The organism is Nocardioides sambongensis, from assembly GCF_006494815.1.
GTDB classification, from domain to species: domain Bacteria; phylum Actinomycetota; class Actinomycetes; order Propionibacteriales; family Nocardioidaceae; genus Nocardioides; species Nocardioides sambongensis.
In genome coordinates, this window is record NZ_CP041091.1 from 597,686 (window position 1) to 622,312 (window position 24,627).

The following is a 24,627-nucleotide window of genomic DNA, read 5'->3' on the forward strand; positions in this document are numbered from 1 at the left end:
GCGGTCGGGCCGTCGGCGTAGGCGAGCCGGAGGACGCATGACGGCAGCAGACCGCGCCACCAGGACCGAGGACGCCGACGCGCTGTGCGCCAAGGCGTTCGCCGCGGCGAACGGCCCCGACAGCGGCGTGGCGATGGTGGCCGTCGGCGGCTACGGACGCGGCGACCTGGCTCCCTACTCCGACCTGGACGTGGTCCTGGTCAGCGACGACGGCGTCGACACCGGCCCGCTGGCCGAGCAGGTCTGGTACCCGATCTGGGACTCCGGCGCCCGCCTGGACCACTCGGTGCGGACGCTGGAGGAGATGCTGGCCGCGGCCGCGGAGGACATCCGGGTGGCTGCCGGCCTGCTCGACGTGCGCCACGTCGCCGGCGACCCGAACGTGACGCTGCGGCTGCGCACCACCGTGCTCGCCCAGTGGCGGCGTGACGCGCGGGAGCGGCTGCCGGAGCTGCGGGCCATGGTCACCGCCCGGCACCGGCTGGTCGGCGAGGTCGCCCACGCCGCGGTGCCCGACATCAAGGAGGGCGCCGGTGGGCTGCGGGACGCGGTCGTGCTCAAGGCGCTGACCGCGACCTGGCTCGTCGACGTGCCCGCGGCCGACCTGGAGCGGTGTCGCCGCCAGCTGCTCGACGTACGGGACCTGCTGCACGCCGCCGCCGGTCGCGCGACCGACCGGATCGCGCCCGAGCACTGGGAGCCGCTGGCCGAGGGCCTGGGACTCGACGGCGAGCGGGCCGCGCAGCGCCACGTCCGCGAGCTCGGGCGCCGGCTCTGGCACCTGAACCGGCTGGCCTGGCGCCGGGTCGACGATGCACTCCGGCGCTCCTCGGCGGCGCGCCCCCGCCGTCCCGAGCTCGAACGGATCGCGCCGGGAGTGGCCCGGTCCGGGGGAGAGGTCGTGCTGGATCGTGGTGCCCGGCCCGACCAGGACCCGGTGCTCCTGCTGCGCGCCGCCGCCGAGGCGGCCACCCGCGACCTCGTGCTCGCCCCGCCCACCGCCGCGCGACTGGTCCGCGACGGCGCGCCGCTGCCGGACCCGTGGCCGGCCGAGGCGCGACACCAGTTCGTCCGGCTGCTGGCGGCCGGCCCCGGGCTGCTCCCGGTCTGGGAGACGCTGGAGGAGACCGGCGCGCTCGAGCTGGTGCTGCCGGAGTGGGAGCGGATCCGGCTGCTGCCGCACGCCTCCGTGATCCACCGGTTCACCGTCGACCGTCACGTGGTCGAGACCTGCATCGAGGCCTCCGCCCTGATCCGCGGAGTGTCGCGCCCCGACGTGCTGGCGGTGGCGGCGCTGCTCCACGACATCGGCAAGGGCGGCCTGACCGAGCACAGCCTGGCCGGCGCACCGATCGCGCACGACGTCGCCACCCGGATGGGCTTCGAGCAGGAGTCGGTCGACCTGATCGAGCTGCTGGTGCGCCACCACCTGTTGCTGGCGTCGGTCGCCACCACCCGTGACCCCGACGACCCGGCGACCGTGGAGGCGATCACCGAGCACATCGGCACCCCGGAGGCGCTGGCCCTGCTGACCGCGCTCACCGAGGCGGACGCGAAGGCGACCTCCGCGAAGGCCTGGACCTCGTGGCGCGCCGGGCTGGTGCACGACCTGTCCCGGCGCGCCGCGGCCGCGCTGACCAGCGGCGCGGTGCCGCCACCGATCGGCGCGGACGGCATCGAGCTGCCGGAGCTCGCCGACGCGGAGGTGTCGGTCCGGGTCCAGCCGGTGCCGGACGGCTCCCGGGTCTGGGTGGTCGCCGAGGACCGGGTCGGCCTGCTCGCCGAGGTCGCTGCCGCCTTCGCGCTACGGCGGGTGCCGGTGCACGCCGCGCGCGCCTGGTCGCAGGGCGACGTCGCGGTCTCGGTGTGGGACGTCGCCGAGCAGGCGCTGGACCCGCGCGCGCTGCGCGACCAGATCGGCAACATCGCGGCCGGCCGGGTCGACCCGGCGCTGCGGCTGGCGCCGCGGCCGGTCGCGGAGGGCGAGCTGGCACCGACCGTGGTGATCCGACCGGAGGCCAGCGACCACTCCACGGTGATCGAGGTGCGGGCCGGGGACCGGCTCGGCGTCCTGCACCTGGTCTGCGGTGCGCTCGCCGACCTGGACATCTCGGTCCGCTCCGCGCACGTGTCCACGCTGGGCCCGCAGGCGGTCGACGTCTTCTACGTCCAGGAGGCCCACGCCGGCGCCCTGTCGGAGACCCGTGCCGCCGACGCGGCGCACGCGATCCGGGACCGGGTCAGCCCCGACGAGTGATGCCCCGGCGCCCCCGGAGTCGGTCCGACCCCGGCGGCGAGCGTGGGTTCGCGGGTCCACGCCGTTAGAGTTGGCTGGTCTGCCTCGCAGACCAGCCGTGTCCGTCGTACCCGCCCAGAGGATCCCTTTGTTCGCCACACTGTCCGACCGCCTCTCCGCGACGTTCAAGAACCTGCGCGGCAAGGGTCGCCTCTCCGATGCCGACATCGACGCCACCGCCCGGGAGATCCGGATCGCGCTCCTCGAGGCCGATGTCGCCCTGCCGGTGGTCAAGGAGTTCGTGGCGGCGGTCAAGGAGCGCGCCCGTGGCGAAGAGGTCAGCGGTGCGCTGAACCCGGCTCAGCAGATCGTCAAGATCGTCAACGACGAGCTCGTCACCATCCTCGGCGGCGAGACCCGGCGGCTGCGCTACGCCAAGTCCGGTCCCACCGTGATCATGCTCGCCGGTCTGCAGGGCGCCGGCAAGACGACCCTGGCGGCCAAGCTCGCGCTCTGGTTCAAGGAGCAGGACATGTCGCCGCTGCTGGTCGCCTGCGACCTGCAGCGCCCCAACGCGGTGAACCAGCTGCAGGTCAACGGTGAGCGGGTCGGCGTTCCGGTCTTCGCCCCCGAGCCCGGCAACGGCGTCGGGGACCCGGTCGGCGTGGCGCGTTCCGCCGTCGGCGAGGCCAGGCGCACGCTGCACGACGTGGTCATCGTCGACACTGCGGGCCGCCTCGGCGTCGACGCCGAGATGATGGGGCAGGCCGCGGCCATCCGCGACGCGGTGAACCCCGACGAGGTCCTCTTCGTCGTCGACGCGATGATCGGCCAGGACGCGCTGGTCACCGCCCAGGCGTTCCTCGACGGCGTCGGGTACGACGGCGTGGTGCTCACCAAGCTCGACGGTGACGCCCGCGGTGGTGCCGCCCTCTCCATCCGCCAGGTCACCGGCAAGCCGGTCATGTTCGCCTCCAGCGGCGAGAAGATGACCGACTTCGACGTCTTCCACCCCGACAGGATGGCCTCGCGCATCCTGGACATGGGCGACATGATGACCCTGATCGAGCAGGCCGAGAAGGCCTTCGACCAGGAGCAGGCGCTCAAGGCCGCGCAGAAGCTGAGCGGCCAGGGCGGCGACTTCACCCTCGACGACTTCCTCGAGCAGATGCAGCAGGTCCGCAAGCTCGGCTCGATGTCGAAGATCCTGCAGATGCTGCCCGGGATGGGGCAGGTCCGCGACCAGCTCGAGAACTTCGACGACCGCGAGATCGACCGGATCGAGGCGATCATCCGCTCGATGACGCCGGCCGAGCGGGCCAACCCGAAGATCATCGACGGCTCGCGCCGCGCCCGCATCGCCAAGGGATGCGGCCGCAACGTGTCGGACGTCAACAGCCTCGTCGACCGGTTCTTCGAGGCCCGCAAGATGATGTCGCAGATGGCCAAGGGCGGCGGGTTCCCCGGGATGCCCGGCATGCCGGGGATGCCCGGCGTGGGTGGCCCCGGTGGCGGCAAGCGGGTCAGCGCCAAGCAGAAGCAGAAGTCCAAGGGCAAGGGGGGCAAGCGCCGCTCGGGCAACCCCGCCAAGGCCGCGAAGCAGGAGACCGCGGCGAAGGACAAGGCCGCGCAGGCCGGGTCCAACCCCTTCGGGATCGGCGCCGACGTCGACTACGAGAAGGCCGCCGCCGACCTCGACCTGCCCAAGGACTTCTCGAAGTTCCTCAAGTGAGCGGGCGGCTGCGGTGAGCGTGCTCGTCGTCGACGCCGCCAACGTCGTCGGCGCCCGCGCCGACGGGTGGTGGAAGGACCGGGCCGGCGCGGCACGCCGGCTGCACGAGGAGCTCCTGGTCGCCGACATCGACTACGACGTGATCGTGCTGGTCCTCGAGGGGCAGGCCAAGGGGGGCGTGCGGGCCGGCCGCGACGCCCACGTGCGCACCGTGCACGCCCCGAAGGACGGCGACGCGACGATCGTCGCGGAGGCGCGCAAGGCCGCCGAGAAGGGGCAACGGGTGGTCGTGGTCACCGCCGACCGAGCGCTGGATGCGCGCGTGCACGGGGTCGGCGCCACCGCGATCGGCCCCACCTGGCTGCTCGACCGACTCTGACCACCGACCGGGCAGCGGTCCTCGTGTGGGTCCTCAGGCAACCGGTGCCTGACAGCAGCGTGTGGTTGCGCAGGCAGCAGACGCCCGCAGACCCCCACGCCGACGTTGGTAGCGTCCTCGACATGCCTCCACCGCCGCTTCGCTTCCGTGGTCCCGTCCTGCCCGATGGCGAGACCCGTGAGCTCTGGGTGGTCGACGGCACGGTCACCTACCAGCGGCCCTCCGGGGCGGAGACCGCGGCCGAGGGCTGGATCGTTCCGGGGTTGGTCGACGCCCACAACCACCTCGGGCTCGAGGACGGAGGCGCGGTCAGTGACGAGCGGATCGAGGAGCAGACCCTCGCAGACCGGGCCAACGGGGTCCTGCTGACCCGTGACTGCGGCTCGCCCGCCGACACCCGGTGGGTGCAGCAACGGGAGGACCTGCCGCGCCTGATCCGCTGCGGGCGCCACATCGCACGCACCAAGCGCTACATCCGCAACTACGCCGATGAGGTGGAGCCGGCCGAGCTCGCCGGTGCCGTCGCCGCGCAGGCCGACGCCGGCGACGGCTGGGTGAAGCTGGTCGGTGACTGGATCTCACGCGAGGAGGACGACCTGGCGCCGTCGTTCCCGGCCGACGCCGTCGCGGAGGCGATCGCCACCGCTCACGCGCACGGCGCGAAGGTCACTGCGCACTGCTTCGGCAACGACTCGCTGTCGCCGCTGCTCGACGCCGGCATCGACTGCATCGAGCACGGCACGGGCCTCGGCGAGCATCACCTCGACCAGATGGCGGCCGGGGGAGTGGCCCTGGTGCCGACGGTGCTGCAGACGGACAAGTTCCCCGGGTTCGCCGACGCCGGCCGGGCCAAGTTCCCCGGCTACGCCACCACGATGGAGACCCTGCACGCCCGGCGGCGGGAGGTGCTGCTCGCGGCGCACGAGGCGGGGGTCGCGCTCTACGTCGGCAGCGACGGAGGCGGTTCGGCCCGGCACGGCGTGCTGCACGAGGAGATCCAGGCGATGGTCGACCTGGGCCTACCGGCGTACGACGTGCTGGCGGCGGCGTCCTGGCGCGGGCGGGCGTGGCTCGGCTGGAACGGCGGTCTCGACGAGGGCGACCCGGCCGACTTCGTCGTCTACGACCGCAACCCGGTCGACGACCTCTCCGTCCTGGCCGCCCCGGCCCGGGTGGTGCTCCGCGGCGTGGTCGTCTCCTGAGCGCTGAACCCACCGTCGTCGGGCGGGCCGGCCGCGATTGGTGCCGGCTGCGGGGCTCTGGCAGAATCACTCGCTGAGTTCTGTGTCGTCGGAACCCTCTCAACCGCACGACACGGCGCCCATGGATCCGGAACGCCGGTGTTCCCCACCTGGTCGTGACGGATCACCCACCACGAATTCCCAAGGAGACACCACAAACGTGGCCGTCAAGATCCGTTTGAAGCGCCTCGGCAAGGTCCGGGTGCCGCAGTACCGCATCGTCGTCGTCGACTCCCGCAAGAAGCGCGACGGCAAGGTGATCGAGGAGATCGGCAAGTACCACCCCAAGGAGGACCCGTCGTACATCGACGTCGTCTCCGACCGGGCGCAGTACTGGCTCGGCGTGGGCGCGCAGCCCTCCGAGGCCGTCGCCCGGATCCTCGAGATCACCGGTGACTGGCAGAAGTTCAAGGGCATCGACGGCGCCGAGGGCACCCTCAAGGTGAAGGAGCCCAAGCGCGACAAGCTCGAGATCTTCAACGAGGCCCTCAAGGAGGCCGCCAACGAGCCCAAGGGCGCCGCGGTGACCGCTCCGAAGAAGGCCGAGAAGAAGGCGGAGACGAAGGCGGAGACCCCCGCCGAGGAGCCGGCCGCCGAGGAGAAGGCCGAGGAGCCCGCGGCCCCGACCGCTGAGTCCACCGAGACCAGCGAGGCCTGAGCCGATGCTCGCCGACGCACTGGACCACCTCGTCCGCGGGATCGTCGATCACCCGGACGAGGTCGTGGTGCGCGACAAGCAGCTGCGGCGCGGATCGGTGCTCGAGGTCCGGGTCCACCCCGACGACCTCGGCAAGGTGATCGGACGGGGCGGCCGCACGGCGACCGCGTTCCGCACCGTGATCTCCGCGCTGTCCGGCAACCGCGGCGCACGGATCGACTTCGTCGACACCGACCGCCGCTGACCTCAGCGTCGTACGACGGGCGCCTCCCCTGACGGGGGAGGCGCCCGTTGCCGTTTCCGGGCGCCGATGGCCGTAATCTTCGGGCGTGGACAGCATCGAGGTCGTCGTCGGACGCATCGGCAAGCCGCACGGCATCAGGGGCGAGGTCACCATCGACCTGCGCTCCGACGAGCCGGACCGACGCTTCGTGGACGGGGCCGAGCTGCGGGTGCAGGCACAGCGCGGGGCCGCCTACCCGCGCCCCGCCTTGACCGTCGAGCGGACCCGCTGGCACCAGTCGGTGCTGCTGGTGAAGTTCGCCGAGGTGTCCGACCGCACCGAGGCCGAGGCCGCGCGCGGGCTGGTGCTGCACGCCACCATCGCCGCCGACGAGAGCCCGCAGGACCCGGACGAGTTCTACGACCACCAGCTCATCGGCCTGGCCGCGGAGGACCTGGACGGCACGCCGCTCGGCGAGGTGACCGGGGTGACCCACGGCGCGCAGGACCTGCTGCGGCTGCGCACCACCGACGGGCGCGAGGCGCTGGTCCCGTTCGTCGGTGCGCTCGTGCCCGAGGTCGACGTCGCCGCAGGGCGGATCGTGATCGCTGACCGCCCCGGGCTGGTCCGCCCCGCCCCCGACGGCGACGAGCCGGACCACTCCGAGGGACGCGGATGAGGCTCGACTACCTGACCATCTTCCCCGACTACCTGGCCCCCCTGCGGCTCTCCCTGCCGGGCAAGGCGATCGACGCGGGCCTGCTCGAGCTCCACGTCCACGACCTCCGGCAGTGGGCCCACGACCGACACCGGACCGTGGACGACACGCCCTACGGCGGCGGCGCCGGGATGGTGATGAAGCCGGAGCCGTTCGGGGAGGCCTTCACGACCCTGGAGGTGCGGCCGGAGGACACCATCGTGTTCACCACGCCGTCCGGAGAGCGGTTCGACCAGCGCGTCGCCGAGGACCTGGCCACCCGGCCCCGATTGGTCTTCGCCTGCGGCCGCTACGAGGGCATCGACCAGCGGGTGATCGACCGGGCCGGCGAGATCGCCGAGGTGCGCGAGATCAGCCTCGGCGACTACGTGCTCAACGGCGGGGAGGTGGCCGCGCTCGCGATCACCGAGGCCGTGGTGCGGCTGCTGCCGGGCTTCATGGGCAACGCCGAGTCGCTGGTCGAGGAGTCCCATGCCGGGACCGGTCTGCTGGAGTACCCGGTCTTCACCAAGCCGCGCAGCTGGCAGGGCCGCGAGGTGCCCGACGTCCTGCTCTCCGGCGATCACGGGCGGATCGCCGGCTGGCGAGCCGAGCAGTCGCGGCGTCGTACGGCGCAGCGCCGGCCGGACCTGCTGCACCCCTCGGTGCTCGACGACGGCACCCCGGTGGTGCGCGCCACGCCGGCCGATGCCGGGGAGCTGCTGACCCTCCAGCGCGCCTGCTGGGTGGCCGAGCAGATGGCGAACCCCGACGTGCGCGTCCCGGCACTGCACGAGTCGCTGGACGACGTCCGGGAGTGGCTGACCACCTGGGACACCTACCTGGTGCGCCGCGCCGGGCGGCTCGTCGGTGCGGTGCGCGCCCGCCTGGAGGGCGACGCCTGGGACATCGGTCGGTTGGCGGTGGCGCCGGACCTGCAGGGGAGGGTCTCGGACGTCGGCTGCTCGCCCACATCGAGGCGGTGGCGCCGGCGGCAGCGACGTCGTACGTGCTGTTCACCGGCGCGGGGAGCGAGCGGAACCAGCGGATGTATCGCAAGGCGGGCTATCGGCTGCGCCGGGACCTGCCGGCGCCCGACGGCGCGGTGGTGCTGACCAAGCGGCGCCGCTGAGCCGTCGCTCGGCGGCGCCGCCGGTGAGGGTCGTCCTCAGCGCACCACGACGGTGTGGGAGCCTCCCGCGACCCTGGTGATCTCGAGTCGCTCGCCGCTCCAGCGGACCGGGTGCCCGGCTCGCTTGACGCGCTTGCCGTTGCGCCACACCACCCGGCCGTCCAGCGTGACGGTGACCCGCTTGCGGGCGACGGGCAGGCCGATGAACCCCTGCGTCCGTCGTGGCGTGGTGAAGGTGACCCGGAGCCCGGCGGTGCCGTCGGTCCACCGGGCGTCGATCGGCCCCCGTGCGGTGACCAGTCGGCCCTGGGCGCTGCGCAGGCCCGCGGTGTGCGGATCGATCTCCCACCGCGCGCCGCCGTCGCGCTGCTGGATGCCGAGCACCTGCTCGGTCAGCGCCCGGGTCGGGCCGGTGGACCACCCGTGTGCGTAGGACTGGTAGGAGCTGACGATCTCGCCGGACTCCCGCAGCGACTCCCACATCGTGCTCTGCGGACCCTGGGCGCTGCGCAGCATCCAGCCCCACTGCCGTCGCATCAGGTCGACCGCCGCCTCCTGCGCCTCGGGGTCACCAGCGGCCAGCTGCGCCTGCAGCTCGAAGGAGCCGAAGAGGAGCTGGAGGTCGTCGTCGCGCTCGGGGGTGCGGGCGCCGCGCTGGACCCAGTTGGTGTCCCGCAGCGAGGCCATCGCCCGGTCGGCACGCTTCTCGTCGAGCAGCCCCCACCAGACGGCGAGCGAGTTGGCGCCCTGCGGGTGGACGTCCGCCCGGTCCGGGTACCACTGGAGCGCGCCGGCCTCGTCGTCCCACAGGTGGGTGTCGATCGCCGCCGCGACCCGGCGCGCCTCGGCCCGCATGCCGGCGGCGCGGTGCCGCTGGCCGAGCTCGGCGGAGAGGTCGGCACCCGTGGTGAGCAGGCGCCAGTAGAGGACGTTCGCCATGGCCTCCTCCCCGTCGGGGATCCGCGACTCGTGGGTGGTGTCGTTGGTCTCGTCGATGAAGAGCAGGTCGCGGTCGACGGCCTTGGCGCGGATGTAGGCGAGGCCGGCGAGGTAGTGGGGCCAGACGTCGGTCAGCCACCGGCGGTCGGCGGTGTTCTCGAAGTTCTCGGCCGTCGCGAGCAGGGTCCACATGTGGTAGGTGTCGGACCGGTAGAAGCTGAGCTCCGGAGCGGCGTAGGGGAGCTCGCCGGTCTCCTTCTGGTGCTCGTAGGCGGTCATGATCGAGTTGCGCACCGAGACCGTGTCGCCGGTCGACACGAACGCGGTGCCCTGCGAGATGCCCAGGTCGCCGGGCCAGACCGTGCGGTCCCGCTTCGCGCCGTCGACCAGGATGGATGCGCCGACACCGCTGGTCGCGCTGTTGTCCCACAACGCGTCCGGGGCCGGCCAGCTCCGGCCGGTGGTCGGCTCGATCGTGGTGAGCTGGGTCGTGTAGGCGCCCGAGTACCAGAGCCGGTTGAGCAGGTTCGAGGAGGAGTAGAAGTAGTTCGGGTAGTCGCTCGGGTCCTCCATCAGCGGGGACGCGGTGAAGTCGAGCACCACGTCGTCGACCGCGACCGAGTAGTCGCCCTGGACGAAGAGGGTCACGTAGCGGAAGGCGCCCCGCAGCAGCTCGGGTGGCGCGGTCCAGGTCTCGCCGGCGACGGCGTCCACCCAGATGGTGCCGTCCCGGCCGCGCGGCCCGCCGGTGGAGGCCTCCGACTCCTTGCCGACGTACTTCGCGGTCTCGGAGAAGGCGACGCCGACGCGGGGCGCCTCGCCGGAGACGTCCCCGAAGGTGAGGCTGAGGGTGCCGCCGACGTTCAGGCCGAAGTCCAGCGTCACCTGGCCGTCCTCCTCGAGCACCATGGCGCCGTCGCCGTACGCGCCCTGCGGGTCGTCGACGGAGCCGGAGGATGCGTGCACGCCCTCGGGGCGCAGGGTGCGTGAGGACGGGGCCAGGATGTAGTCCTCCCACGGCGCGGGTGGGACGGGAGCGGCGGTGACCGTGACCGGGCGCGCCTGCGCGGCCGGGTTGGTGCCGATGCTCACCGCGAGGGCGGGCAGGGCGAGGGCGGTGAGCGACCCCGCGATCGCGGCGCGGGAGAGGTGCCGACTGCGCATGAATTCCTCCGAGATGGTGTTGAAGCGTTTCAATCGGGGTGGACGCTAACAGTGGCCCGCGTCACAGAGAAGGGTTTGGCCGGATGTGGCCACGTTCGCCGCATCCGGCCCGCGGGGGCGCTGGTTTACTCGTCGGACACGGGCCCGAACAACCTGTAACTTCTGCGAAACACCTGCGGGGATCCGTCGAAACGAGCGGTGGTCAGGATCTGGGATGCGCGGCGACGAGGCTGTCGCCTCCTGATCCCGAGAATCCTGTGAGGACCTGCATGTCTGTCGATCTTTCGTGGCAGCTGATCTGTGCTGCCCTAGTCCTGTTCATGACGCCAGGACTGGCGTTCTTCTACGGCGGGCTGGTGAAGCAGAAGTCCGTCGTGTCGATGATGATGCTGAGCTTCGGCTCCATCGCGGTCGTCACGCTGCTGTACGTGCTGGTCGGTGGCACCGGCATCGCCGGCCAGGGCACCGACGGCGGCAGCAAGTTCTTCGGCAACCCGTTCGAGGACTTCGGCATGACCGACCTGATGACGGGTGTCGGCGGCGGTGACGCGGGCAACGCGTTCGGCGGCCACGCCTTCCTGGTCGCGTTCTGCATCATCACCGTCGCGCTGGTCTCCGGTGCGGTCGCCGACCGGGCCCGGTTCTGGCCCTGGATGCTCTTCGCGACGCTCTTCACCGTCTTCGTGGTGTTCCCGACCTTCCGCTGGATCTGGGGCTTCGACGCCGACGGCAACTTCTACGGCTGGCTGGCCAACGACGTCTGGGGTCTCGGCCAGGGCGCCCTCGACTGGGCCGGCGGCACCGTGATCCACCAGTCCGCCGGTGCGGCCGCTCTCGCTCTCGCGCTGGTTCTCGGTCAGCGCAAGACCGGCTTCTCCAAGGAGGAGGCCGTCCCGCACAACGTTCCGCTGGTCCTCATCGGCGCGGCGATCCTGTGGTTCGGCTGGTACGGCTTCAACACCGGCGTGTACGGCGCCGACGAGGGCCAGACCTCGCTGATCTTCTTCAACACCCTGGTCGCTCCGGCCGCCGCACTGCTCGGCTGGATCGTCGTGGAGAACTTCAAGGAGGGCAAGGCGACCGCGGTCGGCGCGGCCTCCGGCATCGTCACCGGCCTGGTGGCGATCACCCCGGCGTGCGCCTTCATCACCCCGGTCTGGGCGATGATCCTCGGCCTCTTCGCCGGTGCGGTCTGCGCCTTCGCGGTCGACCTGAAGTTCAAGCTCGGCTTCGACGACACCCTGGACGTGGTGGGCATCCACCTCGTCGCCGGTTTCATCGGTTGCCTCTGGGTCGGCATCTTCGGCGCCGAGGCGCTCACCGGCGGCAGCCTGTTCTTCGGCGGTGAGGTCAAGCTGTTCCTGGCCCAGCTCTTCTCCTCGATCACCGTGATCGCGTTCTCGTTCATCGTCACCTTCATCTTCGCCCTGGCGATCGAGAAGACGATCGGCTTCCGGGCCAAGGAGGAGGACGAGGTCGCCGGCCTCGACCTGGCGCTGCACGGCGAGGGCTACGCGCTCGACTGAGCCCACCCTGCTCGCAGAGGCCCGTCCCGGTACGCCGGGGCGGGCCTCTCGGCGTACCGGGGCAGGCCGACGGCCACCGGAAACCGGGAGGTCGCGGGACCCGGGAGGTCAGCCCCTACCCGACGCCCGGCCCCGCTGCCGGCCGGTCGCCGTGCCCGGGGTGGCCCGGGTCCGCATCCGCTCCGAGGAGGCGCGGATCCGCATGCTCAGGTCGTGCACCTCGTCGAGCACGTCACCGGCCAGCCACACCGGGGCCCGGCGCGACCTCGGTGCCTTGCGCAGCACGCCCAGGTCGACGAGCCGGCCGATGAGTGCCTCCGCCTCCGCGTCGTCCACACGCAGCCGTTCTCCGACCAGCGCGACGTTGACGATCGGCTCCTCGGTGAGCACGTCCAGCAGCCGGTACGGCGCGGTGCCGGGGCTGGTGATCCCGGTGCGCTCCTGCCACCCGTCGCGGATCTCCTGGATCCGGGTCGCGGCACGCCAGGACTCCGACGTGGCGATGCTCGCCGCGCTCGCCATCATCGCCACGATCGTGTGCGCCGTCCCGGCGCGGTAGTCGTTGAGGGCGGCGAAGTAACGGTCGCGGTGCGCGACCAGGGCCGAGGCGATCGGGACGGTGAGGTGCTTGGTGACGCGGCGGCGGCGCAGCACCGCGTGGATCAGGGTGCGTCCGATCCGCCCGTTGCCGTCGATGAACGGGTGGATCGACTCGAACTGCGCGTGCACGATCGCCGCCTGCGCCAGGGGTGCGATGTCGTCGCGGTCGGCGAAGGTGAAGAGGTCGGCCAGGTAGTCGGGCACGGTCTCCGGCGGCGGCGGCACGTGCAGCGCGCCGCGGGGGGAGTAGTCGCTGCCGCCGACCCAGTTCTGCGTGGTCCGGTACTGACCGGCGCGGTGGGCCTCGTCGGGGTTGCGGGCCATCAGGTCGTGGTGCGCCTGGAGCACCGCCTCGCTCCTGATCCTCCGGGTCCGGTCGGCGTCGGTGATCATCCGGGTCAGGGCGGCCGTCGCCGACGCCATCGACGTCGCGGAGGCGTTCGCCCCCACCCCGAGCAGCGCCCGGCCGTAGTCGGCCAGCGAGGCGTCGACGTTCTCGATCTTGGAGGAGTCCACCGACTCGGTGCGCAGCTGCAGGTGGTTGAGCTCGCGCAGGGTCCGGCCGTGCACGAGGTCGAGGTGTCCGAGGTCGCCCGCGCTCGCCGAGGTCATCGCCGCCAGGGGACGGTCCATCCGGAAGTCGAGGTCCGCGATCATCGGCGGCAGCGCCACCGTGATCTCCCGGACCAGGCGGTCGGCCCGGGGCCCGCGCACCGTGCGCTGCCGCCACGGCCGGGTCTCGAACGTGTGCGGAGACCAGTCGCGGACGAGCGCGGTGGAGGTCATGGGTGGCATCCTTGCAGCCGCCGGCCGTGGTCCTGCCTGGATTTCGCCACCCGGCACGCTCGTGGGAGGATGATCCGTCGGCGCCGCGGACGCTTCTGCCACAGGGGAATCGTCGTCACGCGCGCGTCATCCGATCGAGACCCATCGACCGCGGCTGACCTGTGGCACTCGCGAGGAGCAACCATGAGCAACACGTCCGTGGCCGGCCGCAGCGCCGTCGCCGAGCTGGGCAACGCCAGCAAGCGCACCGACGTTCCGGACTTCCGCGCCGGTGACACCATCAAGGTGCACGTCAAGGTCGTCGAGGGCACCCGGTCCCGCGTCCAGGTCTTCCAGGGTGTGGTGATCCGCGTCCACGGCAGTGGCGTCGGCCGCACCTTCACCGTCCGCAAGGTCTCCTTCGGCGTCGGTGTCGAGCGGACCTTCCCGCTCCACTCGCCCATCTTCGAGTCGATCGAGGTCGTCACCCGCGGTGACGTCCGCCGCTCGAAGCTGTACTACCTGCGCGACCTGCGCGGCAAGGCCGCCAAGATCAAGGAGCGCCGCGAGGTCTGACACCTCCCGCTCCGCTGCGCCCCCGACCCGTCCCGGGTCGGGGGCGCCGTGCATTTCGCTGCTCCGAACCCGTGCCACCGATGTCTCGCGGCCGAGCTCGTCTGCCTAGACTCGACCACCGTGACCAGTGATGCCCACGACACGCCTGAGGAGTCCACGACGGCGGACGAGGAGGGCACCGGGGCGCGGCCCGAGCAGGCCGGTCCCGACGGTGCCGTGGGCGCTGGGGACGGCACCGACGCCGAGCCGGCGGGCAGGAAGCGCAAGCCGCTGCCGATCTGGCTGGAGAGCGTCGTGCTGCTCGGCGTGGCCCTCGGCATGGCGATCATCATCAAGGCGCTGTTCGTGCAGGCGTTCTACATCCCCTCGGAGTCGATGGAGCCGGGTCTGGTCGAGAACGACCGGATCCTGGTGCAGAAGGTCTCCTACTGGTTCGGTGGTACGCCGCAGCGCGGCGACGTCGTGGTCTTCGAGGACCCGGGCGGCTGGCTCTCGCCCAGCGAGTCCGAGGGCCCGACCGGCTTCGCCAACGTGCTGTCGAAGATCGGCCTCTACCCGACCGGTGGACACCTGGTGAAGCGGGTGATCGGCACCGAGGGCGACGTCATCACCTGCTGCGACAAGCAGGGACGGATCAAGGTCAACGGCGTCGCGGTCGACGAGTCGGAGTACCTGGCCGAGGAGACCGGCTCCTGCGTCGCCGAGCGCGGCCAGGCCGGTGTGAAGCCGTGCAACTGGTCGATCGGACCGGTCCCGGAGGACAAGCTCTTCGTGATGGGCGACAACCGGGCCCATTCCGCCGACTCGCGGGTCCACATCTGCGCGCCCGACCAGGACCCGTGCACGGAGAGCCCGTGGGTCGACACCGACCTGGTGGTCGGCAAGATGTTCGCGCTGGTCTGGCCCCGCGACCGGTGGACCTGGGTGAGCCGCCCGGACGCGTTCGCGAACGTCCCGGACGACCCACCGGCCACGGACGAGTGAGTCGGAGGCGGTGATCCGGTGGTGAGCAAGGCGCCGACCCTGCGGATCGCGCGGCGGTTGCTGCGCGACGGTCTGGTCTCGCTCGCGGGAGCCGACGAGGTCGGCCGCGGCGCGCTGTGCGGGCCGGTCACGGTGGCGGTGGTCCAGGTCACCGAGGCCACCCGCAGCGCACCCCAGGGGGTGCGCGACTCCAAGCTCCTCTCCGCCGAGGCACGGTCACGGCTCGCTCCGCGGATCCGGCGGTGGGCGCCGTACGGCGTGGGCCACGCGAGCCCTGCGGAGATCGACGAGTTCGGCATCATCACCGCGATGCGCCTGGCCGGTCATCGCGCGATCGCCGCGCTTCCCGAACCGCCCTCGACCGTGCTGCTGGACGGCAACCACGACTACCTCTCGCCGCCCGAGCAGGATGCCCTGCTCGCGCCCGCCGGCCTGCTGGAGGTCTCTCCGCCGGTGGTCACCATGATCAAGGCGGACCTGCGCTGCGCGGCGGTCGCGGCGGCGAGCATCCTGGCCAAGACCGAGCGGGACGCGATCATGACCGAGCTGGCCGCCGAGCACCCGGCCTACGGGTGGGCCGCCAACAAGGGCTACTCGGCACCCGAGCACCTGGCCGCCCTGGCCGAGCACGGGCCTACGCCGTACCACCGGACCTCCTGGCGGCTGCCGGGTCTGGAGCCGGGGCTAGGATCGGCCGAGGGCCAGCCAGTCGTCGTGGGGAGGAGTGCGGATGAGCGCTGAGGATCTCGAGAAGTACGAGACCGAGCAGGAGCTCAACCTCTACCGCGAGTACCGCGATGTCGTCGGCATCTTCAAGTACGTCGTGGAGACCGACCGACGCTTCTACCTGTGTAACTCCGTCGACGTGAAGGCCCGCTCGGAGAGTGGTGACGTCTTCTTCGAGGTCTCGATCACCGACGCCTGGGTGTGGGACATGTACCGACCGGCCCGCTTCGCCAAGAGCGTCAAGGTGCTGACCTTCAAGGACGTGAACGTCGAGGAGCTGGCGAACTCCGACTTCGAGCCGCCCAAGCCCTGATCACTGGCTGTTGCGGTGCCACCGCAACGAGGATCGCCGCGGCGTCCGCCCGGCGATACCATTCCCGCAGACGCAGGTCATGGGGCACGCGTCCGAGACGGAGTGGGGAAGCGATGGCGGCACCGGTGCGGGACCCCGCACGCCGGCGTGCGCCGGGCCGGACCCCACGGGGTGCCGCGGCCGTCGAGTTCGCGCTGGTCCTGCCGGTGCTGCTGGTGCTGGTCTTCGGGATCATCAACTTCGGCGACATGCTGAGCGTCCGGCAGGGCGTCAGCCAGGCCGCCGCCGAGGGCGCCCGGGCCGCCGCCGTCACGCCCGGCAGCACCGAGACGAAGCGGGCCGCCGCGAAGGCTGCCGTCGCCGACGCCCTGGGCGCGCACGGCGAGACGTGCTCGGCGGAGTGCTCCTTCGAGATCGAGCGCTGCACCTCCGGCGCCGACCCGGATCCCGACGACCCGGGCGGCACCCCGGACTGCGCGTACGTGGAGGTGGTCATCGCCTACGACGCCCTGATCCCCGGCTTCGGGGCGGTCCTCCCGGAGACGTTGTCCTACGAGGCCGTGGCGCGGGTGAGCTGAGTGCGCCGCCATGACCGGCGCGACGAGCGGGGCGCCACCGCGATCCTGGTCTCGGTGTTGATGGCGCTGGTGCTCATGGTGTCGGCGGCGTTCGCCGTGGACCTCGGCCAGCAGCGGGTGCTGCGCAGCGATCTGCAGGCGATCGCCGACGTGGCCGCGCTCGACCTGGCCCTGCTCCTCGACGGCCGCCGGGTCGCCGACTACGAGACCGGTGAGTTCGACGCGGCGCTGCAGCAGACGATCGCCCGCAACGACGACCTGCTCGGCCGCTCGCTGGAGGCCGACGACCTGGCGACGTGCGGTGGGTTGGGTGCCGCCAGCTGGGGCTACTGCTGGGAGTTCGTGGAGGTCGGTGCGAACGGCCGGTGGATCCGGGTCCAGGACAACGACGCCCGTCCCGACGCGGTCGCCGTCGACGTGGCCTCCGAGACCGCCTTCGCCTTCGGCGCGTTCACCGGGAGCGACGCCGGCAGCGCCTCGGCCTCCGCCGTCGGGCACCGACCGCAGCCCAGCGCCTGCTTCGAGCTCGGCTCGTTCGCCGCAGCCCTGGACCTCGGCGACTCGATGGTCGGGCCGCTCGCCGAGCTGCTCGGACTCGACGCCGCCCTCTCCATCGCCGACTACCAGCGTCTGGCCCTGGCCGAGGTGAGTCTGGCCGACCTCGCCGTGACGCCGGAGATCGGATCGCCCTCCGCGCTGTTCTCCCCGTCCGGTGTCCGGGTCGGTGCCCTGCTGCGGGCCACGGTGAGCGCTCTGTCCCGCAGCTCCGACGACTCGGCGGCGGCCGCGATCTCCGTCCTCGAGGGGATGCTCGCGGCCTCCTCAGGGCTGGACCTGGAGGGTCGGGTCGATCTGAACGACGTGCTGAGCCTCGACGCCGGCGACTTCAGCGCGCTCGCCGCCGAGCTCAACGTGCTCGAGCTCGTCGGGTCGGCGCTGGTCGTCGCCGACGGGAACGACGCGCTCGCCACGACGGTGGAGGTGCGGGTCGGCGACGAGACCGCCACCCTGAGGGCGAACGCGATCCAGGGCCCCCGCTTCGCCTGCGGCCCGCCCGGCAGTGAGGAGGCGTCCGCCCGCCAGTCTCAGGTCGCGCTGGATCTCCAGGTGCCCGAGCAGGAGATCCCGGTGATCGACGCCAGCGCCGGCCCGATCAGCTCCGGCGCCCTGTTCCTCCGCGTGGGCGGGGTGAGCCTCGCCGGCGGTGTCGGCAACGCCATCGCGGAGCTCGAGTCGATCGACCGCTGCGGCCTGGGTACGGCGGAGGCCCCCGACGACTACACGGTCTCGGTCGGCTCCGGGCTGATGGGGCTGAACCTCTCGGCCCCGGTCAGGGTGCGGGGGAACGTGACGGTCGACGCCGCGGCCGGCAACGGCGTCCTCGGATTCGTCAACGACATCCTCGACCTCATCCTCCAGGGCCCCTTCCCGCGCTACCGCGACTTCAGCCTGGCCGTTCGCGCTCGGATGACCGTCGACCTCACGGCGAACGCCGCGGGCACCGGACAGCCCGGCACCGCGGCGCTGAGCGTCCCGCGCAACGTCCGCGCGGGCGGGACCGAGGTGACGGTGCCGGAGGGCGGCGGGCCGGTCGCACTCGGGGACGTCACCTTGCCCGCCGACGGCGCGGTGCGCGGCAGTGTGCGCGTCGAGGCGAGATATGAGCGTCGGGACGACGAGGAGTCGGACTGGGAGCCGCAGACCACCGAGCTGGGCCGGTTCTCGGTCAGCGACCTGGCCGAGATCCCGGTGGTCGGCCCGCCGTTGCGCGCAGCGCTGGAGCAGACGGTCGGTGTCGTCAACACCGGGGTCGTGAGCGCGGCGAACCAGCTGCTGGCGGGCCTGCTACCGCTGGTCGGCCTCTCCGGTGCGGGCGCCGACCTCTACAGCGTCGCCCGGCCCGACTGCGACAGCGAGCCGCAGCTGGTGCGCTGACCCCGTCCGTCACAGGCCGGCCCAACCAGTGCCGGGGCCCGGTGGACGGCGGCGCCGTCTCCACAGCGTGCCCGGCGCGCGCTCCCGGGCGCCGCGTCGCCCCACGACGATCGACGCCATGACGACAGCACAGACCCGGCAGGCGCTCGGGGCCTACGGCGAGAGCGTGGCGGCACGGCACCTGACCGAGCAGGGGATGACGGTCCTGGACCGCAACTGGCGCTGCGAGGAGGGCGAGATCGACCTGGTGCTGCGCGAGGGCGACACCTTGGTCATCTGCGAGGTCAAGACCCGCACCAGCCTCTCCGCAGGCACCCCGCACGAGGCGATCACCGATGCCAAGCTCGACCGCCTGCAACGGCTGGGACAGCGGTGGGTCCGAGCGCGCGGGGTGCGACCGGCCGACGTCCGGATCGATCTCGTCGCGGTGTTGCGACCGCGCCGGGGCCCGGCGGTGGTCGACCACGTCGCGGGGCTGTGCTGATGGCCTTCGCGACCGCGCACTCAGTGGCGCTCAACGGAGCGCTGGGCCACCTCATCGACGTGCAGGTCGATGTCTCGTCGGGACAGGCCGGGGTCACCGTGGTCGGCCGGGCGGACGCCGCGCTGCGGGAAGGACAGGAGCGGGTGCGGATGGCGAACCTCAACAGCGGCCTGCCCTGGCCGGCCACCAAACGCACCACGATCCTGCTCTCGCCCGCCGACCTCCCGAAGTCGGGCACCCACTTCGACCTGGCCATCGCGGCCGCCCTGCTCGCCGCCTGCGACGCCGTGGATGCGCGGCAGCTCGTCGGGACCGCGTTCATCGGGGAGCTCACCCTCTCCGGCGGGCTGCGGCCGGCCGTCGGCGTGCTGCCGATGACACTTGCGGCCGCCGCACGCGGGATCCGCCGGGTCGTCGTACCGGAGCCGCAGATGGAGGAGGCGGCGATGGTTCCGGACCTGCAGGTCATCGGCGCCCGCTCGCTCTCCCAGGTCGTGGCGCTCCTCGAGGGGACTGCGCCTCCGTATGCGTCGCCGGTGGCCGCCGCGTCCGGCAGCTCGGTGCTGGCCTGGCGCGGGGAGGAGCGCCTGGAGGAGCTCGACCTGGGCGACCTGCACGGGATGGAGGACGAGAAGTTCGCGCTCGAGGTCGCCGCGGTCGGTGGCCACGCGCTGCTGCTGTCCGGACCGAAGGGGTGTGGCAAGACCAGCCTCGCCGAGCGGCTGCCCACGATGCTCCCGGACCTGACGCCCGAGGAGTCGCTGGAGCTCACCGCGATCCACTCGCTGGCGGGCGTCCTCGACCCCGGACGCGGCCTGATCCGCCGGCCCCCCTTCGCTGCGCCCCACCACGACGCCAGCAAGACCAGCCTGATCGGCGGCGGCGCGGGCACCGTCCGTCCGGGGGAGATCTCGCGTGCCCACGCCGGAGTGCTGTTCCTCGACGAGTTCGTCCTCTTCCGCAGCGACGTCATCGAGGCGCTGCGCCAGCCGCTGGAGAGCGGGGAGATCACCGTCGCGCGACGCGAGGAATCGGTCACGCTCCCCGCTCGCGGGATGCTGGTCCTCGCCGCCAACCCGTGCCCGTGCGGGGACTACGCGCCCGGGCCGGCCGGCAACCGATGCACCTGCCCGGAGCGGGTGCGTCGTGACTACCGCCGCAAGGTCTCCGGGCCGATCGCGGACCGGATCGACATCACCCGCCACGTGGTGCCGGTGACCCCGGCCAGCGTCGATCCGTTCCGTCCGGCCGAGCCGTCCTCGGTGGTCAGGGAGCGGGTCGCCGCGGCACGAGAGCGTCAGCGGGAGCGGTTCGCCGCGTGCAGTTGGCGGCTCAACAGCCAGATCCCGGCGCCGCGACTGAAGGACGCCTTCCCGGTCGCCGACGAGGCACGTCGACGGTTGGACCGGATCACCTTCGAGGGACGGCTGAGCGCCCGTGGCGCGGTGCGGGTGCAGCGGCTCGCCTGGTCGATCGCCGACCTGCGTGCGGTCCGACGAGGAGAGGAGGTGCGACCGGGGCTCTCCGAGGTCGACACCGCCCTCCGGCTGCGGTGCGGCGACCCGCTCGCCGCCGACGACGTGTTGCGGCCCATCGAGCCTGGGGCCGCGCCGGAGGTGGCCGGCCGATGACGACGATGCCGGCCGGATCTGCGTCGAACGACCGGCTCGCGCGGGTGGCGCTGAGCCTCGCCGCCGAGCCCGGCGACCTGGTCTTCAACGGCCTGGTCACCGAGCTCGGAGCGGCCCAGGTGGTCCACACGCTCACCGAGAACCCCGACCACAGCGACCTGCTGAGCGTCGTCGCCGCTCGACTTCGCGACGTCGACCCGTCCTCCGAGCTCGACCGTGCCGCGCGCCGCGGCATCCGGTTCGTCACCCCGAGGACGACGAGTGGCCGCGCGGGCTCGACGACCTCGCGGCGGCCGGGGCGCTCAACGACCGTGGCGGCACACCGATCGGGCTCTGGGCGCGGGGACCGCGGCGCCTGGACGACTTCGCCACGGGCGTCGCCATCGTCGGATCACGCTCGGCCAGCAGCTATGGCACCCAGGTGGCCGCCGACCTGGCCGGCGTCCTCGGGCTCCAGGGCCGTTCCGTGGCCTCCGGGGCGGCCGCGGGTATCGACTACGCCGCCCATCGAGGGTCGCTCAACGCCGGCGCACCGACGGTCGCCGTGCTCGCCTGCGGCGTGGACCGCGCCTATCCGGCCGGCCACCGCCCGTTGCTCGAGCACCTCGCCGAGGAGCACCTCGTCCTCTCCGAGGCGCCGCCGGGGGCTGCCCCGCACCGGGTGCGGTTCCTGGCCCGCAACCGCCTGATCGCCGCGCTCACCACCGGCACGGTGGTGGTCGAGGCGGCCGCGCGCTCCGGCTCGCTCAACACACTCAATTGGGCCCAGCGCCTGCACCGTGTCGCAATGGGGGTGCCCGGACCGGTCACCCAGGCGACCTCCGAGGGGGTCCACCACCAGATCCGCAGCGGCGGCACCGCCCTGGTCACCTCCGGCTACGACGTGCTGGAGCTGATCGGGGCTGCCGGTGAGCACCTCCTCGACGAGCCGCGAGGCCCGGTCCGCGCCCGCGATCGGCTTCGCGTCCGCGACCAGCAGGTCCTGGACGCGGTCCCGGTCGGATCACCGGCGGGGCCCGACTCGATCGCGCTCGTCGCCGGACTCGCGGTCACCGAGGTCTACCGGACGCTCCACCGCCTCGCGGAGGAGGGCTTCGTCGAGCAGACCAGGCTCGGCTGGCGACTGGGGGAGGCCGCTCGGTGAAGCGCCCCGAGCCGCACCCGGCCCAGCGGGGCGGTGGGTCAGTCCTGGGACGCGAGGAACCAGTCCAGGTTCGCGCGCAGCCGCTCGTCCTCGGGGTTCGCCGCCACCGCCCGCCGTGCCGCGCGCAGACCCTCCGCCCGGCGACCACTCCAATAGCAGGCCACGGCGAGCTCGTCGTGTGCCCGCCAGCGGTAGGTCGCCACGTCGACGAAGAGCGCATCCGGGCCCGGCTCGGGGATCCGTGTCGCGGCCTCCGCGTAGAGCGCTGCGACGGCGTGATGCCCCGCTCGCGTTCCAGCCGCGACGCCTCGACCAGGGGCTCCGCACGACCAGGGTCACGCTGGTACGCCGCGAGGTGAGCCGCGACGACCTCGTCGGTGGGTGCCCCGAGCCGCTCCAGGCAGTGCGGGATCCGCGAGCTCGCGAACCACGCCTCCGCGCCCCACCCACCTGGGTTGTCGGCCCGTGTGCGGTAGGCGGCGAGCGCCCGCCGCCACTCGCCCGCGTCATACCAGGACTGGGCGAGATAGAACTCCAGCCGAGGATTGGCGGCATCACCGGCGAGGGCGGCGGCGATCGCCTCGGCATCGCGGCGGAACGTCTCCGGGTCCCGCGCGCGGGCGCCCTCGCGCTCGGATCGCACCCAGGGGCGGTCGAGACGGCCGGTGGTCCCGCCGGGCAGCTCGAGGTGCTCGTGGACCACGCCGGTCCAACGCCACGGCCGGTCCAGGCGGACCAGGCCGACCCGCTCGTAGCGGACCCCGGTGCGCCGCACCTCGAGCAGGTAGCCGTCCAGGTCCGGTGCTGGCCACGAGTCGGGAGGGTCCTCCAGGACCTCGTCCGCGTCCAGCCACAGCGTGTAGGCGGGTGTCGCACCGGCCAGTGAGCGCGCCGCCTCCAGGGCCTCGTGGCGGTTGTGACCGAAGGAGACCCAGGGACGCTGCAGCAGACGGCCGGGCGTGCCAGCGGTCACGGTCTCGATGATCGTCTGGGTCCCGTCGGTCGATCCGGTGTCGCAGATGACCCACCAGTCGATCACGGGGAGCACGCTGCGCAGGCAACGCTCGATCACCGGCGCTTCGTCCTTCACGATCATGTGCAGACCGACCCCACCGCGCATGGGCCGACCGTAGCGGCACGGCTGCCCCGGCTCGGCCATATTCCAGCGGCGGGAGGCGGTGCGTGGCTAGAGTGCGCGCATGACCTGGCCTGCAAGTGCCAGCGGCGGCCGGGTCCGGCATGCTGCGGCGCGCGTGACGAGCGCTCTTCTTCTCTGCTCGATCGTCGGGCTCGGTGCGGGATGCTCGGGGGACTCCGGTGACGAGGTCGACCCGAAGGCGACGCAGGCCGCCGTCCAGGCGCTGGTCGACCGCGGCGCGTCGGAGCTGGCCACCGGCGATCTGGACGCTGCGACCAGCACCTTCGACAGTGTCCTCGAGCTCGACGCCGGTAACGCGGTCGCGCACTACAACCTCGGGCTGATCGCTCAGCAGTCCGGCAGCCTGGACAGCGCGATCACCCACTACGACGCAGCGCTGGACAGCGACGGTGACTACGGCCCGGCGCTCTACAACAAGGCGATCCTGCTCGAGGGCGATGACCTCGAAGGCGCCGTCGAGCTGTACCGGGAGACGATCGACGCACAGCCCGCGTACGCGCCCGCCTACATGCGGTTGGGCTTCGCGCTCGACCACCTGGGCCGTGCCGACGAGGCGCAACGCTACCTGGAGCGCGGCGTTCAGCTCGATCCGGAGATGGCGGAGGTCGCCATCCCGGACTACGAGCCCGCAGAGAGCTGAGCACCGCCACCGCGGGGCGCAATCCGGGACAAAGGCCCGACCGGGCTGGAATGAGACACGCGGGCGGTCGATCGCCGCTAGCGTTCGCGCGTGAACCAGACTTCGACCCCAGGTCGCGCCACCGGCTCGCCTCGACGCACCGCCGTGCTCGGACTCGCTGCGACCGCTGTCATCGGTACGCTCGGCATCCTGCCGACCGCGCCCGCCCAGGCCGGCCCGCCGGAGGTGAAGGACCGGATCGTCGCGTGCTACGACCGGAAGACCAAGGCGCTGCGCTTCCTCACCGAGCGCCGGCAAGGCACCGACGACCCGCTGCTGCGCTGCCGGCGCGGGGAGCGCAGGATCGCTTGGTTCACGACCGGACCGCAGGGCGCGACAGGTGCGACCGGAGCGACGGGTGCGACGGGGGAGACCGGCGCGGCCGGTCCGCAGGGACCTGTCGGTGCCGCTGGGCCGGTGGGGGCGACCGGCGCGACCGGTGCGACGGGAGCCACGGGGGCGACCGGGCCGATCGGCGCGCAGGGCCCGCAGGGTGTGCAGGGCGAGCAGGGGGTTGCCGGGGCGACCGGAGCGACGGGTGCGACGGGGGCGACCGGTGCCGCGGGTGTGATGGGGCCGCAGGGGCCGCAGGGCACCCAGGGGCCGATCGGAGCCACCGGAGCGACCGGTCCCACGGGCGCGGCGGGCGCGACCGGGGCGACCGGCTCCGTCGGCGCGGCCGGCGCCACGGGTGCGGCCGGCCCCGTGGGGGCGACCGGTCCGGCAGGCCCGCAGGGCCCGGCCGGTCCCGTCGGCGCGACCGGTCCGGCGGGGCCGACCGGCGCCACCGGGGCCACCGGTCCGGCAGGACCGGCGGGCGGGTTCACGGGCATCGCCTACCGCACGGCGACCGACTCCGGTCTGACCCATCAGACGCAGGGCGACCGGATCACGGCCTCCTGCGCTCCCGGGGAGGTCGCGATCGGAGGCGGCCAGAACGGCGCCCACCCGGAGGGCGCCGACGTGTGGTGGTACGACTCCTACCCGAGTGACGCGGCCGGAGCCCCCGACACCACCGAACCCACCTCCTGGACGTCCTGGTGGTGGACCAGCAACCCGAACGCATCGGCCACCGTCTACGTCATCTGCGCCCCCACCGGCTGAGGCTCCCCGCTCCGCACGGTCG

General features: G+C 72.7%; 23 protein-coding genes and 1 pseudogene. 20 read left to right on the forward strand and 4 right to left on the reverse strand.

What is annotated here, in order from left to right; genetic code table 11:
* Positions 1-37 precede the first annotated feature (37 nt).
* The 8 genes from FIV43_RS02745 (at position 38) to trmD (ending at position 8,281) form a co-directional block, all read left to right on the forward strand.
* A complete protein-coding gene (locus FIV43_RS02745) occupies positions 38-2,257 on the forward strand; it encodes a [protein-PII] uridylyltransferase (RefSeq protein ID WP_141012891.1) in 2,220 nt (739 codons plus the stop codon).
* A gap of 127 nt (positions 2,258-2,384) precedes the next feature.
* On the forward strand, positions 2,385-3,968 hold the full coding sequence (ffh, locus tag FIV43_RS02750) for a signal recognition particle protein (RefSeq protein WP_141012892.1): 1,584 nt from the start codon (positions 2,385-2,387) through the stop codon (positions 3,966-3,968).
* A 13-nt stretch (positions 3,969-3,981) separates the two neighbouring features.
* Complete coding sequence (locus FIV43_RS02755) at positions 3,982-4,347, forward strand: PIN domain-containing protein (protein WP_141012893.1); 366 nt, start codon at positions 3,982-3,984, stop codon at positions 4,345-4,347.
* 122 nt (positions 4,348-4,469) lie between these two features.
* On the forward strand, positions 4,470-5,549 hold the full coding sequence (locus FIV43_RS02760; protein ID WP_141012894.1) for an amidohydrolase family protein: 1,080 nt from the start codon (positions 4,470-4,472) through the stop codon (positions 5,547-5,549).
* Positions 5,550-5,748: 199 nt separating this feature from the next.
* Positions 5,749-6,246: a 30S ribosomal protein S16 gene (rpsP, locus tag FIV43_RS02765; RefSeq protein WP_141012895.1), complete on the forward strand. Its 498-nt coding sequence runs from the start codon at positions 5,749-5,751 to the stop codon at positions 6,244-6,246.
* A gap of 4 nt (positions 6,247-6,250) precedes the next feature.
* The gene (locus tag FIV43_RS02770) at positions 6,251-6,490 is read left to right on the forward strand and encodes an RNA-binding protein (RefSeq protein WP_141012896.1); all 240 of its coding nucleotides are present in this window, start codon (positions 6,251-6,253) and stop codon (positions 6,488-6,490) included.
* Positions 6,491-6,575: 85 nt separating this feature from the next.
* Positions 6,576-7,148: a ribosome maturation factor RimM gene (gene rimM / locus FIV43_RS02775; protein ID WP_141012897.1), complete on the forward strand. Its 573-nt coding sequence runs from the start codon at positions 6,576-6,578 to the stop codon at positions 7,146-7,148.
* Complete coding sequence (trmD, locus tag FIV43_RS02780; protein WP_196780950.1) at positions 7,145-8,281, forward strand: tRNA (guanosine(37)-N1)-methyltransferase TrmD; 1,137 nt, start codon at positions 7,145-7,147, stop codon at positions 8,279-8,281. Before rimM ends, trmD begins: the two co-directional genes overlap by 4 nt.
* Positions 8,282-8,334: 53 nt before the next feature.
* Here the strand turns inward: trmD and FIV43_RS02785 are convergent, their stop codons facing one another.
* Positions 8,335-10,401: an alpha-L-rhamnosidase-related protein gene (locus tag FIV43_RS02785; RefSeq protein ID WP_141012898.1), complete on the reverse strand. Its 2,067-nt coding sequence runs from the start codon at positions 10,399-10,401 to the stop codon at positions 8,335-8,337.
* Positions 10,402-10,721: 320 nt separating this feature from the next.
* Here FIV43_RS02785 and FIV43_RS02790 point away from each other — a divergent pair, with 320 nt between their 5' ends.
* Positions 10,722-11,927, forward strand: a complete 1,206-nt coding sequence (locus FIV43_RS02790) for an ammonium transporter (RefSeq protein ID WP_231123648.1) — start codon at positions 10,722-10,724, stop codon at positions 11,925-11,927.
* A 108-nt stretch (positions 11,928-12,035) separates the two neighbouring features.
* Here the strand turns inward: FIV43_RS02790 and FIV43_RS02795 are convergent, their stop codons facing one another.
* Positions 12,036-13,313, reverse strand: a complete 1,278-nt coding sequence (locus FIV43_RS02795) for a Fic family protein (RefSeq protein ID WP_141012900.1) — start codon at positions 13,311-13,313, stop codon at positions 12,036-12,038.
* Between the two features lie 183 nt (positions 13,314-13,496).
* On the opposite strand from FIV43_RS02795, the gene rplS reads away from it, so the two are divergent.
* The 9 genes from rplS to FIV43_RS02840 all read left to right on the forward strand — a co-directional run bounded on the left by rplS (position 13,497) and on the right by FIV43_RS02840 (position 21,663).
* Complete coding sequence (gene rplS / locus FIV43_RS02800) at positions 13,497-13,868, forward strand: 50S ribosomal protein L19 (protein ID WP_141012901.1); 372 nt, start codon at positions 13,497-13,499, stop codon at positions 13,866-13,868.
* Between the two features lie 120 nt (positions 13,869-13,988).
* Positions 13,989-14,852, forward strand: coding sequence for a signal peptidase I (gene lepB, locus FIV43_RS02805; RefSeq protein WP_231123649.1), 864 nt, complete (start codon positions 13,989-13,991; stop codon positions 14,850-14,852).
* A 21-nt stretch (positions 14,853-14,873) separates the two neighbouring features.
* Positions 14,874-15,593: a ribonuclease HII gene (locus FIV43_RS02810; RefSeq protein ID WP_141012902.1), complete on the forward strand. Its 720-nt coding sequence runs from the start codon at positions 14,874-14,876 to the stop codon at positions 15,591-15,593.
* Positions 15,583-15,891 carry a DUF2469 domain-containing protein gene (locus tag FIV43_RS02815; RefSeq protein ID WP_141012903.1) on the forward strand — a complete coding sequence of 103 codons (309 nt, stop codon included), beginning with the start codon at positions 15,583-15,585 and terminating at the stop codon, positions 15,889-15,891. The genes FIV43_RS02810 and FIV43_RS02815 overlap by 11 nt, the downstream gene beginning before the upstream one ends.
* A 113-nt stretch (positions 15,892-16,004) precedes the next feature.
* Positions 16,005-16,469 (forward strand): TadE/TadG family type IV pilus assembly protein, encoded by a 465-nt coding sequence (locus FIV43_RS02820; protein ID WP_141012904.1) that lies wholly within the window; start codon positions 16,005-16,007, stop codon positions 16,467-16,469.
* Complete coding sequence (locus tag FIV43_RS02825) at positions 16,470-18,404, forward strand: pilus assembly protein TadG-related protein (RefSeq protein ID WP_141012905.1); 1,935 nt, start codon at positions 16,470-16,472, stop codon at positions 18,402-18,404.
* Positions 18,405-18,522: 118 nt separating this feature from the next.
* Positions 18,523-18,888: a YraN family protein gene (locus tag FIV43_RS02830; protein ID WP_141012906.1), complete on the forward strand. Its 366-nt coding sequence runs from the start codon at positions 18,523-18,525 to the stop codon at positions 18,886-18,888.
* A complete protein-coding gene (locus FIV43_RS02835; RefSeq protein WP_141012907.1) occupies positions 18,888-20,519 on the forward strand; it encodes a YifB family Mg chelatase-like AAA ATPase in 1,632 nt (543 codons plus the stop codon). Before FIV43_RS02830 ends, FIV43_RS02835 begins: the two co-directional genes overlap by 1 nt.
* Positions 20,520-20,535: 16 nt before the next feature.
* Complete coding sequence (locus FIV43_RS02840) at positions 20,536-21,663, forward strand: DNA-processing protein DprA (RefSeq protein WP_231123919.1); 1,128 nt, start codon at positions 20,536-20,538, stop codon at positions 21,661-21,663.
* 38 nt (positions 21,664-21,701) lie between these two features.
* On the opposite strand, the gene FIV43_RS21875 is transcribed toward FIV43_RS02840, so the two are convergent.
* Both FIV43_RS21875 and FIV43_RS23665 read right to left on the reverse strand, forming a co-directional pair.
* Complete coding sequence (locus tag FIV43_RS21875) at positions 21,702-21,866, reverse strand: hypothetical protein (RefSeq protein ID WP_231123650.1); 165 nt, start codon at positions 21,864-21,866, stop codon at positions 21,702-21,704.
* Positions 21,867-22,549: 683 nt separating this feature from the next.
* Positions 22,550-22,822 (reverse strand): annotated as a pseudogene (locus FIV43_RS23665) (glycosyltransferase); the annotation flags it as partial.
* A 40-nt stretch (positions 22,823-22,862) separates the two neighbouring features.
* Between FIV43_RS23665 and FIV43_RS02850 the strand changes: the two are divergent.
* Positions 22,863-23,462, forward strand: a complete 600-nt coding sequence (locus tag FIV43_RS02850) for a tetratricopeptide repeat protein (RefSeq protein ID WP_141012909.1) — start codon at positions 22,863-22,865, stop codon at positions 23,460-23,462.
* Positions 23,463-23,552: 90 nt separating this feature from the next.
* A complete protein-coding gene (locus FIV43_RS23050) occupies positions 23,553-24,605 on the forward strand; it encodes a collagen-like domain-containing protein (RefSeq protein ID WP_269204058.1) in 1,053 nt (350 codons plus the stop codon).
* Positions 24,606-24,627 lie beyond the last annotated feature (22 nt).

Coding starts and splice junctions, on each gene's coding strand:
- FIV43_RS02745 (WP_141012891.1), top strand. CDS start 38: ATGACGGCAGCAGACCGCGCCACCAGGACCGAGGACGCCGACGCGCTG.
- FIV43_RS02760 (WP_141012894.1), top strand. CDS start 4,470: ATGCCTCCACCGCCGCTTCGCTTCCGTGGTCCCGTCCTGCCCGATGGC.
- FIV43_RS02770 (WP_141012896.1), top strand. CDS start 6,251: ATGCTCGCCGACGCACTGGACCACCTCGTCCGCGGGATCGTCGATCAC.
- trmD (WP_196780950.1), top strand. CDS start 7,145: ATGAGGCTCGACTACCTGACCATCTTCCCCGACTACCTGGCCCCCCTG.
- FIV43_RS02785 (WP_141012898.1), bottom strand. CDS start 10,401: ATGCGCAGTCGGCACCTCTCCCGCGCCGCGATCGCGGGGTCGCTCACC.
- FIV43_RS02790 (WP_231123648.1), top strand. CDS start 10,722: ATGACGCCAGGACTGGCGTTCTTCTACGGCGGGCTGGTGAAGCAGAAG.
- FIV43_RS02795 (WP_141012900.1), bottom strand. CDS start 13,313: ATGACCTCCACCGCGCTCGTCCGCGACTGGTCTCCGCACACGTTCGAG.
- rplS (WP_141012901.1), top strand. CDS start 13,497: ATGAGCAACACGTCCGTGGCCGGCCGCAGCGCCGTCGCCGAGCTGGGC.
- FIV43_RS02815 (WP_141012903.1), top strand. CDS start 15,583: ATGAGCGCTGAGGATCTCGAGAAGTACGAGACCGAGCAGGAGCTCAAC.
- FIV43_RS02820 (WP_141012904.1), top strand. CDS start 16,005: ATGGCGGCACCGGTGCGGGACCCCGCACGCCGGCGTGCGCCGGGCCGG.
- FIV43_RS02830 (WP_141012906.1), top strand. CDS start 18,523: ATGACGACAGCACAGACCCGGCAGGCGCTCGGGGCCTACGGCGAGAGC.
- FIV43_RS02835 (WP_141012907.1), top strand. CDS start 18,888: ATGGCCTTCGCGACCGCGCACTCAGTGGCGCTCAACGGAGCGCTGGGC.
- FIV43_RS02850 (WP_141012909.1), top strand. CDS start 22,863: ATGACCTGGCCTGCAAGTGCCAGCGGCGGCCGGGTCCGGCATGCTGCG.